Origin of the sequence: Reyranella sp. (genome assembly GCF_965229815.1) — a bacterium.
Taxonomy (GTDB): Bacteria; Pseudomonadota; Alphaproteobacteria; order Reyranellales; family Reyranellaceae; genus Reyranella.
The window spans coordinates 282,816-296,000 of the sequence record NZ_CBDDJN010000002.1 but is presented as its reverse complement, the minus strand read 5'-3'; the positions used below and the strand labels follow the sequence as shown (position 1 = coordinate 296,000).

The 13,185-nt window shown below is 70.4% G+C and carries 13 protein-coding genes; 3 read left to right on the top strand and 10 right to left on the bottom strand.

The window, feature by feature from the left end:
• Position 1 precedes the first annotated feature (1 nt).
• Both ACO073_RS01810 and ACO073_RS01805 read right to left on the bottom strand, forming a co-directional pair.
• Positions 2–1,564 carry an ABC transporter substrate-binding protein gene (locus tag ACO073_RS01810; RefSeq protein WP_421994673.1) on the bottom strand — a complete coding sequence of 521 codons (1,563 nt, stop codon included), beginning with the start codon at positions 1,562–1,564 and terminating at the stop codon, positions 2–4.
• Between the two features lie 269 nt (positions 1,565–1,833).
• Positions 1,834–2,505, bottom strand: a complete 672-nt coding sequence (locus tag ACO073_RS01805) for a DsbA family oxidoreductase (protein WP_421994671.1) — start codon at positions 2,503–2,505, stop codon at positions 1,834–1,836.
• Positions 2,506–2,588: 83 nt separating this feature from the next.
• Here ACO073_RS01805 and ACO073_RS01800 point away from each other — a divergent pair, with 83 nt between their 5' ends.
• The gene (locus ACO073_RS01800; protein ID WP_421994669.1) at positions 2,589–3,290 is read left to right on the top strand and encodes an SDR family NAD(P)-dependent oxidoreductase; all 702 of its coding nucleotides are present in this window, start codon (positions 2,589–2,591) and stop codon (positions 3,288–3,290) included.
• A 23-nt stretch (positions 3,291–3,313) separates the two neighbouring features.
• Here the strand turns inward: ACO073_RS01800 and ACO073_RS01795 are convergent, their stop codons facing one another.
• The 3 genes from ACO073_RS01795 to ACO073_RS01785 are packed head-to-tail and all read right to left on the bottom strand — an operon-like array spanning position 3,314 to position 6,407.
• Positions 3,314–3,976, bottom strand: coding sequence for an HAD family hydrolase (locus ACO073_RS01795; RefSeq protein WP_421994667.1), 663 nt, complete (start codon positions 3,974–3,976; stop codon positions 3,314–3,316).
• A gap of 8 nt (positions 3,977–3,984) precedes the next feature.
• The gene (locus ACO073_RS01790) at positions 3,985–5,136 is read right to left on the bottom strand and encodes an MFS transporter (protein WP_421994665.1); all 1,152 of its coding nucleotides are present in this window, start codon (positions 5,134–5,136) and stop codon (positions 3,985–3,987) included.
• Positions 5,136–6,407 carry a protease gene (locus tag ACO073_RS01785; RefSeq protein WP_421994663.1) on the bottom strand — a complete coding sequence of 424 codons (1,272 nt, stop codon included), beginning with the start codon at positions 6,405–6,407 and terminating at the stop codon, positions 5,136–5,138. Before ACO073_RS01785 ends, ACO073_RS01790 begins: the two co-directional genes overlap by 1 nt.
• 141 nt (positions 6,408–6,548) lie before the next feature.
• Here ACO073_RS01785 and ACO073_RS01780 point away from each other — a divergent pair, with 141 nt between their 5' ends.
• Together ACO073_RS01780 and ACO073_RS01775 are read left to right on the top strand one after the other, a co-directional pair.
• Complete coding sequence (locus ACO073_RS01780; protein WP_421994661.1) at positions 6,549–6,899, top strand: hypothetical protein; 351 nt, start codon at positions 6,549–6,551, stop codon at positions 6,897–6,899.
• Positions 6,900–6,908: 9 nt separating this feature from the next.
• Entirely contained in the window at positions 6,909–8,204 is a 1,296-nt protein-coding gene (locus tag ACO073_RS01775; RefSeq protein ID WP_421994659.1) for an aspartate aminotransferase family protein, read from the top strand.
• Here the strand turns inward: ACO073_RS01775 and ACO073_RS01770 are convergent.
• Genes ACO073_RS01770 through ACO073_RS01750 form a run of 5 tightly spaced genes read right to left on the bottom strand, consistent with a single transcriptional unit; the run spans position 8,188 to position 13,166 of the window.
• Entirely contained in the window at positions 8,188–9,711 is a 1,524-nt protein-coding gene (locus ACO073_RS01770; RefSeq protein WP_421994657.1) for a hypothetical protein, read from the bottom strand. The two genes, ACO073_RS01775 and ACO073_RS01770, sit on opposite strands and share 17 nt — an antisense overlap.
• A complete protein-coding gene (locus ACO073_RS01765) occupies positions 9,708–10,457 on the bottom strand; it encodes a molybdate ABC transporter substrate-binding protein (RefSeq protein ID WP_421994655.1) in 750 nt (249 codons plus the stop codon). Before ACO073_RS01765 ends, ACO073_RS01770 begins: the two co-directional genes overlap by 4 nt.
• A gap of 54 nt (positions 10,458–10,511) precedes the next feature.
• On the bottom strand, positions 10,512–11,435 hold the full coding sequence (locus ACO073_RS01760) for a 2-dehydropantoate 2-reductase (protein WP_421994653.1): 924 nt from the start codon (positions 11,433–11,435) through the stop codon (positions 10,512–10,514).
• Positions 11,420–12,037: a HutD family protein gene (locus ACO073_RS01755; protein ID WP_421994651.1), complete on the bottom strand. Its 618-nt coding sequence runs from the start codon at positions 12,035–12,037 to the stop codon at positions 11,420–11,422. Before ACO073_RS01755 ends, ACO073_RS01760 begins: the two co-directional genes overlap by 16 nt.
• Positions 11,979–13,166: a CaiB/BaiF CoA transferase family protein gene (locus tag ACO073_RS01750; RefSeq protein WP_421994650.1), complete on the bottom strand. Its 1,188-nt coding sequence runs from the start codon at positions 13,164–13,166 to the stop codon at positions 11,979–11,981. Before ACO073_RS01750 ends, ACO073_RS01755 begins: the two co-directional genes overlap by 59 nt.
• Between the last annotated feature and the right edge of the window lie 19 nt (positions 13,167–13,185).

The window sequence follows — 13,185 nt, the reverse complement described above, 5'->3', positions numbered from 1 at the left end:
GTCAGCGGTCGAGCCAGACGTCCTCGAAGTGGCCGACGTTGAACATGCTGTTGACCGACGGCACGAAGCCGCGGACATAGGGCTGCCAGCAGGTGGCGTTGCTGTTCCACATGATCGTCGGGCGCGCGGCGTCGGCCAGCAGCCGCGCGTCGATGTCCCACACCATCTGCCTGCGCTTCTCGGCGTCGGTCTCGGCCGACTGGAGGTCGAACAGGCGCTCGATCTCGCCATTGCAGTAGCCGCTGTAGTTCCGCTCGGATCGGCAGGAGAAGTTCTCGAAGTACGTCTGGTCGGGGTCGTCGACCCCGTTGGCCGTCACGTTGATGCTGAGCATGAAGTCGCGGCGGTGCATCCGCCCGAGCCAGCGCGAGGCGGTGACCGGCTCGAGCTGGGCGGCGACGTGTATCGTGCGCAGTTGCTCGGCCAGGAGCGCCGCCGGCTCGCGCAGGGAGGCGCGGCTGCGCGTCAGGATCTTGATCTGCAGCGGACGGGCCGGCCCGTATCCCGCCTTTTCCATGATGGCACGCGCCTCGGCACGATTCTTGGCGACGTCGGGATCGCGGCCGGGGACCTCCGCCAGCCTGTCCGGCGGCAGACCCCACAGGCCTTCGGGCGGCGGCTGGAGAATGCCGCCGATGTCGCCGAAACCTTCGTTGAGGGCGGTGATGAAGGCGCGCCGGTCGAGCGCCATCACCAGCGCGCGGCGGATCTCGGGATCGTCGAACGGCGCCGCGTCCCGGTTGATCAGTATGTTCGTGCTGCTGTTCATCGGCGTCGTTTCGCAGGCCACCCGCGGCGCCTGGCGGCGCACGTCGCGCAGCTGACGGATCGAGACGTCCCACGGGAAGGTCATGTCGTAGCGCCCGGCGACGAAGCCCAGCAGGGCGGTCGAGGGGCTCGCGACGATGCTGAACTCGATCCCGTCCAGCAGCGGCTTGCCGGGCTTGAAGTAGTCCGGATTGCGAACCAGCCGCACGCTGTCGAACTGCTTGAACGACTCGATCCTGAAGGGACCGGTGCCGATCGCCTTGGTGCGCATGTGGGAGCCCGGCACGTGGCACGGATAGATCGGCGTGAGGCCGGATGCCAGCAGCATCAGCAGCGAGGGCTGCGGACGGTTGAGGTAGATCGTGACGTCCTGGTCGGTATTGCCGTGCACGTAGTTGATGTTGCGGAACCACGAGCCGCGCGGATTCTGCTTCAGCGGGTCGCGCGCGCGGCCGGTCAGCAGCTCGAAGGTGCATTCGACGTCGGCGGCCGTGAAAGCCCACCCGTCGTGCCATTTCACGTCGCGGCGCAATTTGAAGGTGAGCTCGGTCCTGTCCTCGTTCCAGCTCCACGATTCGGCGAGGTCGGGAACGATCGAGTCTTCCGTGTTCTGCGGCTTCGTCGGGTCGAACATGACGAGGCCGTTGAACACCGGCAGGAAGGGGATGACGGCGGCCGGCGTGTCTTCCTCCAGGATCGAGGAGCTGAGCGGATTGTCCCAATGGAACATGCGCAGCGTCCCGCCGGCCCTCTGTGCCGAGACCGGGCTGCCGGCGAGCAGGGCAGCGGTCAACACGGCACAGAATGCGAGGGCGGCGCTCAGGCGCATGCCTGGCGCCCGTGCTGGTCGCTGGCCGGTCGTGGCCTCATCGGAAAAACACCCGATTTCTATGACGCGTCAAAGTATCAGGTGGCGTGCCCGGCGTAAGGCAGGAAAACAAAAGATACAGTCGAGGCGCTGCAAGGAGATGGTGTTCCCGCCGCCAAGCCAGCGTTGCGGCTGCAATATCCGCGGCGCGGCCGGACGCGGCTCTTCCACTCGGCTCGTGCCGCGCGAAGGATTCTTCAGGCGGCTCGGCTCTTGAGGATCTCCCAGGCGCGGCGGAAGGCCTGCGCCATCTCCTCCGCGGGGACCGCACCGGAGAACAGGATGTGGCCCTGCAGCGCGAAGCTCGGCACGCCCTGGATGCCGGCGTTGCGCGCCATGCGGTCGGCGGCCGTAACCTCCTTGAGCCCGGCATCGCCGGCCAGCATCGCCTCGACGTCGTCGTGCGCCAGTCCGCCGCGCGCGCCGAGCTCGGCCAGCACGCGGGCATCGCCGATGTCGGCGCCGCGGCAGAAGTAGCCCTCGAACAGCGCCTCGACCACGCCGTCCTGCACGCCCTGCTCGCCAGCCATGCGGATGACGCGATGGGCGTCCAGCGTATTGGGCGTGCGCGTCAGACGGTCGAGATGGAAGTCCAGACCGACCGACGCCGCCGCCTCGGTGATCCGCTCGTCGAGCTGGCGCGAGCGCTCGGCGCTGCCGAACTTTGCGATGCGGTACTCGGCGCGGTCGACGCCCTCGCGCGGCATCTCGGGATTGAGCTGGAAAGGGTGCCAGGCGACGGTGAAGCGCAGCCGCTGTTGTTCCAGCAGGTCCAGCGCACGCTCGAGATGGCGCTTGCCGATGTAGCACCAGGGGCAGATCGCGTCCGAGATGACGTCGATACGGCCAACAGGCTGTGCCTGATCCATGGCTGTTTCCTTCCCTATTGCGTGCGAGCCTATACCCGTGTCCATTCGACGGCAACGAGGGCCACGGCAGCGAGGGGAATCTCATGGACAAGCCCGAGTATCGTTCCGCCCTGATCGTCGGCACCGGCCCCGGTCTCAGCGCGTCCCTGGCCCGCCTGTTCGCGCGGCAGGGGCTCTCGGTGGCCCTGGCTGCCCGCCAGCTCGACAAGCTCGCCGCGCTGGCGGGCGAGACGGGCGCTTCGCTGCATGCCTGCGACGCAGCCGATCCCGACGCGGTCGCCGCCGTGTTCAAGGACCTCGACGCGAAGGGCCGGACGCCCGACGTCGTCGTCTACAACGCCAGCAACCGGGTGCGCGGGCCGCTGGTCGATCTCGATCCCGCCGATGTACGGCGGGCGATGGAGATCAGCGCCTTCGGCGGCTTCCTCGTGTCCCAGCAGGCGGCGCGCCGCATGCTGCCGAAGGGCCACGGCGCCATCTTCCTGACCGGCGCGACCGCCGGCGTGAAGGGCTTCGCCCTGTCGGCGACCTTCGCCATGGGCAAGTTCGCGCTGCGCGGCCTCGCCCAGTCGATGGCCCGCGAGCTGTCGCCCAAGGGCATCCACGTCGCGCACTTCGTGATCGACGGCGGCATCCGCAGCGACGCACGGCCGGTGCCCGACAACGCGCCGGACAGCCTGCTCGATCCCGATGCCATCGCCGAGACCTACTGGGCGACGCTGCAGCAGCATCGCAGCGCCTGGAGCTGGGAGATCGAGGTCAGGCCCTGGGTCGAGAGGTTCTAGGGCCGATCGGTCGGGCCGACGCGCTACAGGTGCCGGCGCAGCAGGTCGAGGGCTGCATGCAGGTCGGGCAGGATGTCGACCGAGCGCGCGCGGCTCTCGGGCAGCGGTTGCAGGAGATCGGGCACCATGAAGGCCATGGCGCCGGCGGCATGCGCGGCGGCGAGCCCGATGTTGGAATCCTCGAAGGCGAGGCAGTGGCGCGGCGGCACGCCGAGTCGCCGGGCGGCCTCGAGATAGACGCCGGGATCGGGCTTGGCGTGCTCGACATCGTCGCGGGTCGCGACCGCCTGGAAGCGGTCGAGCAGCCCGGCCTTGCCGAGATGGTTCTCGGCGGTAGCCCGGCCGGCGGAGGTCGCCACGGCGAGCTTCAGGCCGCGACCGGCCAGGAACTCGAGCAGCTCGACGACCCCCGGCTTCAGCGGGATCCCGGCCTCGAGCAGCCGGCGCAGGTGAGCGGAGAAGTGACCGCGGAACTCGGCGATGCTGAAGCCCTCGCCGTAATGGGCCTCGATCATCAGGTTGCACTCGTGCCCCGGGACGCCGACCATCGCATGGCAGAGATCCATCGGCAGGTCGCGGCCGAGCGTCTCCGCTGCCGCCTGCATCGCCTCGATGTAGAGCGCCTCGGTGTCGAGCAGCAGGCCGTCCATGTCGAACAGGGCGGCCTCGACGGGTTTCTTCAACATGGCGCCTTCTACCGAAGCGCCTTCGGCGGCGCATCCCTGAACAGCAGCGACGCCGCGGCGAAAAGGGCGCAGACGAGGGCCACGAACAACGGCAGGCCGTGCGGACTGGCGTGCATCGCGAGCCCGGCCAGCAGCGGTCCGGCCAGCGCGCCGGCGCCCCAGGTGAGTCCCATGCCGGCGTAGATGCCGACCAGGGCGTCGCCCGAGAAGCGGCTGCCGACGATGCTCAGAATGATCGTGTAGATGCCGACGAAGGCGCCGCCCCAGACGAACAGCACCACGAACAGGATCCACGGAGCGGCTTCGAGGGCGAATGGCCAGATCAGCGCGCCGAGCGACGAGAGCGCCGCCAGGGCGACGATCAGCCGGCGACGGTCGACCTTGTCGCCCAGCCAGCCGATGGGAAGCTGCAGGACGATGGCGCCGATCATCATGCAGGAGATGAGCTGGGTCGCCTCGGCCTCCGGCCAGCCCGTCGCCATCGCGTAGAGCGCGAGGAAGCTCAGCCCCGCGGTCTCGACCCCGGCGGTGAGCGCCGTCGCGGCCATGGCGACCGGCGCCAGCCGCACCGCCTGCAGCGGATTGCCGACGGCCGGCCGCTCGAACGGCGGCGCCTCGATCCCCGGCCAGACGACGAAGCAAGCGGCGACGGCCGCGAGAGCTGCACCCACCGCATAGGGCAGCATGCCGTCGCTGCCGACGGCCGACAGGATCAGCGGCCCCAGCGCGAAGCCCAGCGACAGGGCGGTGGTGTAGGCACCCATGGCGCGGGCGCGGGTCTCCTCGGCGGTGAGCGCGTTCAGCCAGGTCTCGGACAGCACGAAGAGGACCTCGGAGGCCGCGCCCAGCAGGATGCGCAGCGCGAACCACAGCCACAGGAACGGCAGGGCAGGAAAGGCGAGCAGCAGGATCGCTGCCGAGAGGAGCGATCCGACGACGGCGCGGCGGATGCCGAGGAAGGCGGTGAGGCGCGGCAGCGCGAAGGCCATCGCCAGCACGCCGACCGCCTGCATTGCCGCGTTGGCGCCGATCGCGGCCTCGCCCAGGCCCTGCTCGGCGAGGTCGAGCGCGATCAGGGCGGCCGCCAGGCTGTAGGTCAGCCCGAACACCATGGCGGTCGCGATGACGGCGCCGCGCGCGACCAGGCTGCCGGTCGCCATCAGGCCCGAATCTCCGGCCGCCGGCCAGCCCGCAGCCGGTCGGGCAGGGCGATGATGTGCTTCAGCGCCCGCGAATAGTCGAGCACCATGCCCGGCGTCCAGGCCATCGCCGCGGCGCGCCGGCGCATCACGCCGGCGACCCAGAGCTCGGGCGAGAAGAGAAGCCTCGCCAGGAAGTACGGCGAGCCGGCGCGCGCCTCGAACATTCCCTCGAGCCCGGCGTCGAGTGCCTTGGCGACGCCGCTCGAGCAGTTGCGGCTGGTGAGGTTGTAGGTCGTGTCGCGGCGATAGGCGCGCCAGAAGGCGCGCATCGCCGCGATGTCGAGACCCCTCAGCCGGACCTGCCGCGTCGACGGGCACCAGTCGCGCGCTTCCTCCTCGTAGCTCGGCTGAAAGAGCCCGGCCACGTCGTTGTCCGGCGTGGCGCGCAGCGTGCGGGTGAGGGGCTGGTCGAGGCTGATCTCGGTCGCCGGATAGTGGCTGATGTAGATGTCCGGCGGCGCCTCGAGCGCCGCGTGGCCGGTCGACACGCTGCCCTTCTCGTCGAACGCCGCGACGTAGCGCCGGACTCCGACGGGCGCGAGGGCGCCGGTCGGAGTCCAGACATGCACGGTCACAGGTCCGGGCGTCCGCGACAGGCGCGTCGCGGCGGTGGCCGGTCCCGCCTCGTCCTCTTCCCTCGGCCAGCCCGAGGCGAGGACGGCCGACAGGGGGAGGCCGACCGGAAGCTGACGCAGGCGAATGGCCAGGCCGCCCAGGCCGACCGCGGACACCATCAGCAGCAGCCCGACATCGGCACCGGTCTCGCCGGCCCAGTTGGTGGGGTAGGGCTGGAACGAGGCGATCGCCCACAGCAGCTCCAGGCCGGCGCCGACCAGCGACAGCCGCCAGCGCGCGAAGCGCACGACCCATGCCGAGGTGGCCCGCCAGGCGGCGTCGGCGAGCAGGAAGGTGCCGGCCAGGATGCCGACGATCATGTCGACGTGCCACGGCGATTCGACCAGCACCAGGGCGATGGCCACGAACAGCACGGCCTTGGCGATGCGCAGCGCGCGCTCCGTGCCGGCCGTCTGGGCGGCGGCGGCCAGGGCGATCGCGGCATCGATGAGCAGCGGGACGGCGAACCAGGTCGGGGGGATCCGGTCGTCGGTGAAGGCATCGAGGAAGAAGAAGAGGCCGAGCAGGAACCACGCCGTGCCGAGCAGGAACAGGATCCACCATTTGCGCCGGAGAACGCGGGCGCCGACCAGGAGCAGAAGCAACTCGATCATGCCCGTCGGCGGCGCCCTCCGGCGGCGGCCCCGCGATGCCGGGCCGGGGACCCCGTGTCGAAAAGACCGTCCTCGGCGTGTGTGCTCGACATGCTTTCAGTCTAAGCTCGCGCCAGAATTCCGAAAGGGCGGGAGACGACCATGCGCATTCACAATCTCTATGTCGACGAGCAGGGCGAGACCCATTTCCGCGACATCGAGGTGGAATGGAAGCATGACGGGCCCGGCGGCCGCACCTCCGCCACCCTGCCCGCCACCGGCATCATCTTCCGCCAGACTCCCGGCACCTACGACTATGCCTGGCATCCGGCGCCCCGCCGGCAGTACATCATCAATCTCGACGGCGGCGTGAGCATCCAGGCGAGCGACGGCGAGACCCGGATCATCGGCGCCGGCGAGGTGCTGCTGGTCGAGGACACGTCCGGCAAGGGCCATTTCTCAAAGGCCGTCGAAGGCAAGATGCGCCATTCCATCTTCGTCCCCATCGAGTAAGGAGTAGTCATGAGCGTCCAGACCGTCCCCGATCCCACCGCCGATCTCGTCGCCCAGGCCAAGCGCGTCCTTCCCGGCGGCAGCTTCGGCAACATGCCGGCCGAGGTCCTGCTCAAGGAGGGCAAGGGCGGCCGCATCCGGGACGAGGCAGGACGCGAGTATGTCGATTTCCTGCTGGGCTCCGGGCCGATGTTCGTCGGCCATGCCCATCCCGAGGTGACGGCGGCGGTCCAGGCCCAGGTGCCGCTCGGCACGACCTACTTCGCCAACAACCGCCACGGCGTGGCGCTGGCCGAGGCGATCTGCGACGCCGTGCCCTGCGCCGACCAGGTCCGCTTCGTCTGCTCGGGTACCGAGGCCGATCTCTACGCCATGCGGGCGGTGCGCGCCTTCCGCAAGCGCGACAAGATCCTGAAGTTCGAGGGCGGCTATCACGGCATGAGCGACTACGCGCTGATGTCGCTGGCGCCCAAGCGGCCGGGCAACTTCCCGCGCCCCACGCCCGATTCGGCCGGCATCCCGAAGTCCGTGCAGGACGAGATGCTGGTCGCCGCCTTCAACGACATCGACATGGTCGAAAGCCTGATCGAGGAGCAGAAGGACGAGCTGGCGGGCGTCATCGTCGAGCCGTTCCAGCGCCTGATTCCGCCGCAGCCGGGCTTCCTGCAGGCGCTGCGGGAGGTGACGCAGAAGCACGGCATCCCGCTGATCTTCGACGAGGTCGTGACCGGCTTCCGCTTCGCCTATGGCGGCGCCCAGGAATATTACGGCGTGACGCCGGACCTGTGCTCGCTGGGCAAGATCGTGGGTGGCGGCTTCGCGCTGGCCGCCGTCGCCGGCCGCGCCGACATCATGCGCCACTTCGACCGTCTGGCGGTCGAGGACGAGGACTACATCTTCCAGGTCGGCACCCTGTCGGGCAATCCGGTCGCCGCCGTCGCCGGCCTCGCGACCCTCGACATCCTGAAGCGGCCCGGCACCTACGAGCAGGTCTTCGCCACCGGCCGCGAACTGATGGCGGCCCTCGACGGGCTCCTGAGGAAGGCCGGCATCCCGGCCCAGGTGCTCGGCGAGCCGCCGCTGTTCGACGTCATCTTCACCGACCAGCCCGTGCGCGACTATCGCGACACGCTGAAGGGCGACAAGGCGATGCTGACGCGCTTCAACCAGGTGCTGCGCGAGAACGGCATCATGAAGGGCGAGAGCAAGTACTATGTCAGCCTGGCGCACACCCGCGCCGACATCGACCAGACGATCGCCGCCTGGACGGCGGCGGTCGACACGCTGGTCAGGGAGCGCGGCTGAAGAGGATCCAGTGCGGGCTTTCGGTCCGCTTCGGGAAGTGCTCCGCCAGGTAGTCGCCGTAGAGGTCGAGCGCCTTTGACGTGACGGCCGCATAGGTCGGCTGCCGCGGCACCAGGACGTGACGCACGCCGGCGAACATCGTCGCCGGCGCCGGCCAGGGGAAGTTGACGTCGAGCCACAGGCGCGCGCCGCGGCGCGGTGCGCGGCCGAGGACGAAGGGCATCGGGTTGACCTGGTCGAACACCACCACGCCCTGGCCGCCGTTGGCGGTGCGCCGCAGCAGTGACGCCGCTTCGAGGATCGTGCCGACATAGTCGTCCTGGTCGATCTCCTCGCCGTTTCGGATCGGCACGTCGCCGGCCGGCACGGCGAGGCCGCGCAGGTTGGTCCGGTCGACCACGAGCAGGTCGCCCGGCCGGGCGGCGGCCTCGCGATATGCGAGGAGGCTCGAGGCCGCGACCAGCACGGAGGCGAGGGGCAGGACGAGCGGTGCGGCGGCGAGAGGCCGCATCACGGGATCGTCGCGCAGGCAGGCGTGCAGCAGGAACGCCGCGACCAGCACCAGCGGGAGGCCGCGCGCCTGGGTGTTGAAGACCAGCAGGGCGCCGGCCAGGACGACGAGCGCCGCCACGGCCAGCGGCAATCGCCACGACGCCCGGCCGAGCCAGAACAGGCCGAGCGCCATCGCCAGGAGCAGGAGGCAGAGCGCCTGGTCGCGACCGCTGGTGCGCAGCAGGTCCTCGAGATGGCCGACGACGAGATAGTCGGCGACCGCGCCGGGCCGTGCCGCCACCTCGGCCAGATCGGCCAGATAGGGCCAGTTCCAGGGTGCGACCGCGTTGGCGAGGACCAGGCCGCCGGCGACCAGCCAGGCCGGACGGCGCACGTGCGGCTCGACCAGGTAGGCAACGCCCAGCGCGCCGAGCGCGGCGGCGAAGTAGGTGATCTTGAGATGGTAGAGGGCCGCCATCAGGAGCCCGCCGACCAGGGCGTCGACCCAGTCTCCTGGCGCCGTCGGCCGCCGCCGCGGCAGGAAGAGGAGCAGGCACAGGATCGAGATCGTCGCCCAGCCATAGTCGTTGTAGGACATGGCGAACGTGAAGTGGGTAGGGTCGTCGCCGATATTGGCCGGCATCAGCACCAGCAGCGGCGGAAACAGCATGAACAGCGCGGCGGCCACCGGCGGCAGGCGCGTCGCGGCCGCCACGGCGGCGGCGGCGAAGAGGGCGACGGCGGCGAGGATGTTTCCGGCGACGAAGGCCGCCACGGTCGGACCGCAGATCCACATGCCGAGCTGGGTCAGCCGGAAGTAGAGCTGCCCGACCGGATCGTGGAAGTCGACGTTGGCGACCTGTCCGTTCGCGAGGTGCCACGCGCCGGCGAGGTTGAACAGAAGGTCCCACGACATCTCGCGCGACACGACGAGCCCCGCCGTCGCGAGCAGTGCCGCCCCGGCCGCCACCACCGTGCCGGCCAGGGCGACCGGCAGGGCGGCTGTCGCTCTCAAGGGCCGTCGAGGCCCTTGCTCTTCAGGATCTTCAGGTTCCCCGGGTTGGCCAGCGCCAGCATGAGCTGGTCCGCGGCGACGCGGTTGCGCGTGGCGACCGAGATGGCGCCCGAATAGATCGTGAAATGCTGGACGTCGAGGGGCAGCGGGCCGACCACCTCGGCGCCGGGCACGGCCAGCAGCTCGCTCATCTGCTGCATGGCGATCTCGGCCTCGCCATTGACCACCTTCTCGGCCACCAGGCCGCCCTTCACGAGTACGCTCTTGGGCTTCAGCGCGGCGGCGATGCCCATCTTCTCGAACAGCTTCGAGAGGTAGATGCCGCTCGAACCGCCGGCCGCGGGGTCGATGTAGGCGATGGCGCGGGCGCCGAGCAGGGCCTGCTTCCAGGAATCGACGGTCGAGATGTCGGGCTTGGCCGCGCCCTTCTTGACGGCGACGCCGATGCCGACGCGCGCCAGCTCCTTGGCGCTGCTCTCGTCGAGCCGGCTGCCGAGATAGGGGCCCATGACCAGCGGGGGCAGGACGACGATGTCGAAATATTCGCCGGCCGCCACGCGTCGGGCGAGGTTGCCGGCGGTGTCGTTCTCGATCGTCACCGTATGGCCGGACGTCTTCGTCCACGCCGCGGCGATCTCCTGGGCGGCCGCCTTGTAGGCGCCGGCCGAAAGGATCTTGAGATCCGCCGCTGCGGCGCCACCGGCGAAGCCGGCGACGGCGAGGAGGGCGGCGAACAGCAGGCGCATGATCATCTCCTATCGGAAACGCATCGACTCGGGCAACCCTGACGGGAGCAGCCTCTAGGCGGGCGTGCCCATCGTGTAGGGCTTGAGTGTCGCATACATGAAGGCATGGAGGGGGGTCGCGACGCCGTGGCGGCGGCCGAGCTCGACCACCTTGCCCGACAGCCAGGGCAGCTCGATTCGGTTGCCGCGCAGGAGGTCGACGGCCATCGAGGCGATGAGCCCAGCCGGCGCGTTGCGGGTGAAGGCAAGCGTCCGCTCGACCGCGTCCTCGGGCAGCGCCACGCCGGCGGCGCGGCCGACCGCCGCCACCTCCTCGTAGGCAGCCGCGAACAACGGGGCGATGTCGGGATCGTCGCGCAGCTTGCCGACCGGCAGCCGTGTCAGCGCCATGATGCCGGCATTCGATGCCAGCAGGATGAACTTGAGCCAGAGGTCGGTGTGGATCGACGTCGACAGGACGCCGTCGATTCCGGAGGCGGCGCACAGGGCGGCGAAGGCCTCGGCGCGCGGGCTGCGGCGGCCGTCGAGCTCGCCGAAAACCAGGCGCATCCCCGTGCCGGTCTGGCGGATGACGCCCGGGGCCGCGATGGTGGCGGAGATGGTGGCGACGCCGCCCAGCACGGCCGCCTCGCCGAGGATCGGGAGGAGGCGATCGGAAGCGTCGATGCCGTTCTGCAGCGGGACGACCGCCGTGCCGGGGCCGACCATCGGCTTGATCGCGGCACCGGCGCTCTCGACGTCCCATTGCTTGACGCAGAACAGGACGATGTCGACCGGTCCGACGGCGGCGGGATCGTCGGTCGCCCGGGTCGGCGACAGGTGGATGTCGCCGCGCGCGCTCTCCAGCCGCAGGCCCTCGCTCCTTATCGCCACGAGGTGCGCGCCCCGCGCGATGAAGGTCACGTCGGCGCCCCCCTTGGCGAGCACGGCGCCGTAGCCGCCGCCCACGCCGCCGGCACCCACTACGGCAATACGCATGTCACGCTCCCCAACACGATCAGCCCCTCCCGGCAGGCCAGGTCGCAAACCTCGTCCTCGATCCGCAGCGCATGCCCGGCCGCGAGCGCGTGGACGCCGCCCCGCAGGTCCAGGCTTGCCGGCCCGGCCGGACAATAGGCGATGTGGATGCCGGCACCCAAGGGCTGCTTCTCGCCCGCCTCGAGCACGCCGAGGTCCAGGCGCACGCGCGAGCGGTCGCCGATCAGGTTCACGACCTCGACCGGGCCGGCCTCGAGGCGGCTCACGATCGGCGTCTCGCCGGCGAAGCGCACCGGCCGGAACGGTTGCCGGACGTCGATGTCCCCCTGCGGCGTTTCCAGGACCAGCCCCCTGCCGGCGACCAGCACCTGCAGCCGTTCGAAGCCGGCATAGTCGGAGAACGGGCCGGCGGCGGTGATCGGCGTGCGGCCGAAGCGCCAGACATCGCCGTCGAGCGCGATGTCGACGGTGACGCCACCGCCGTTTCTCCAGGGCGTGCGGATGTAGCCGGCAGGATCGAGAGGGGTGATCAGGGTTGGTTCGTCAGCCGGTTGCGGCCACGACTCCCTGGGCGAGCAGGGCGTCGATCTCGCCCGGCGCATAGCCGTGACCGGCCAGGATCTCCACCGTGTGCTGGCCGGTGACCGGTGCAGTGCCACGCGGCGTCCTGTCGGCCGGGGCCGGCATGCCGGGCAGGGCGGGAACCGGCACCGGCTGCTCGAGGCCGGCCTGGTTCAGCCACTGGATCAGGCCCGATTCGCGCACCTGCGGCTGGTCGAGGAACTCGGCATAGCTGTTCAGCCGCTCGTGCATCAGGCCGGCCTCGGTCAGCCGGCGGCTCCACACGGCCCAGGGCTCCGCGGCCAGGATCGGCCGCACGATGGTGTAGAGCGTGGTGTCGTTGGCCAGCCGCAGCGCGGGCGTGGCGAAGCGCGGATCGGCGGCCAGCGCCGGCTGAGCCATCGCGGCGCACAGGCTTCGCCAGTCGCGGTCGTTGATGGCGACCAGCGACATCCAGCCGTCGGCGACCTGGAACACGCCGCCCGGCGCGCCGCCGGGCTTCATCGTGCCGCCTTCGAGGTGGCAGGCCATCAGGCGGATCGACTGCAGCGCCGTCGCGGCCTGCATCAGGCTGGCGTCGAGGTAGCGGCCGCGCGGCTCGTCGCGCCGTGCGTAGAGGGCCGCCGAAAGCGCCTGGAAGGCGTATAGCGCCGTCGACATGTCGACCACGATCACCGGTACGCGATGCGGGATGCCGTCTTCGCCGCGATTCTCGCTCATCAGCCCCGTGTAGGCCTGCAGCACCGGGTCCATCGCCGGCCGGCCGCTCAGCGGCCCGCTCTGGCCGAAGCCCGAGATCGACAGGTAGAGGAGCCGCGGCTCGCGGGCGGCGACCGCTTCGTAGCCGAAGCCCAGCCGCTGGATGACGCCCGGCCGGAAGCCTTCGAGGAAGACGTCGGCGCCTTCCAGCAGCCGCCACACGACCTGCTTGCCGGCCTCCGACTTCAGGTCGACGGCGATGCTCTTCTTGCCGAGGTTGCCGATGATGGAGAAGGCTGTGTGGCTGCCGTAGCGGGCGCCGAGCGTGCGGGCCCAGTCGCCGTCGCCGATCCCCTCGACCTTGATGACCTCGGCGCCGTGCTGGGCCAGCAGCATGGCGCAGTAGGGGCCCGCGATCCCCTGGCTGAGGTCGACGACCTTCAGGCCGGCGAAGGGCGCTTCGTAGCTCATGTCCCGCCCTGGCGCATGG

Excerpts from the sequence above, each read along its gene's own strand:
- ACO073_RS01805 (WP_421994671.1), bottom strand. The coding sequence starts at position 2,505 with ATGGATCAGGCACAGCCTGTTGGCCGTATCGACGTCATCTCGGACGCG.
- ACO073_RS01800 (WP_421994669.1), top strand. The coding sequence starts at position 2,589 with ATGGACAAGCCCGAGTATCGTTCCGCCCTGATCGTCGGCACCGGCCCC.
- ACO073_RS01795 (WP_421994667.1), bottom strand. The coding sequence starts at position 3,976 with ATGTTGAAGAAACCCGTCGAGGCCGCCCTGTTCGACATGGACGGCCTG.
- ACO073_RS01790 (WP_421994665.1), bottom strand. The coding sequence starts at position 5,136 with ATGGCGACCGGCAGCCTGGTCGCGCGCGGCGCCGTCATCGCGACCGCC.
- ACO073_RS01785 (WP_421994663.1), bottom strand. The coding sequence starts at position 6,407 with ATGATCGAGTTGCTTCTGCTCCTGGTCGGCGCCCGCGTTCTCCGGCGC.
- ACO073_RS01780 (WP_421994661.1), top strand. The coding sequence starts at position 6,549 with ATGCGCATTCACAATCTCTATGTCGACGAGCAGGGCGAGACCCATTTC.
- ACO073_RS01775 (WP_421994659.1), top strand. The coding sequence starts at position 6,909 with ATGAGCGTCCAGACCGTCCCCGATCCCACCGCCGATCTCGTCGCCCAG.
- ACO073_RS01765 (WP_421994655.1), bottom strand. The coding sequence starts at position 10,457 with ATGCGCCTGCTGTTCGCCGCCCTCCTCGCCGTCGCCGGCTTCGCCGGT.
- ACO073_RS01760 (WP_421994653.1), bottom strand. The coding sequence starts at position 11,435 with ATGCGTATTGCCGTAGTGGGTGCCGGCGGCGTGGGCGGCGGCTACGGC.
- ACO073_RS01755 (WP_421994651.1), bottom strand. The coding sequence starts at position 12,037 with ATGCGCCGGGCGAGATCGACGCCCTGCTCGCCCAGGGAGTCGTGGCCG.
- ACO073_RS01750 (WP_421994650.1), bottom strand. The coding sequence starts at position 13,166 with ATGAGCTACGAAGCGCCCTTCGCCGGCCTGAAGGTCGTCGACCTCAGC.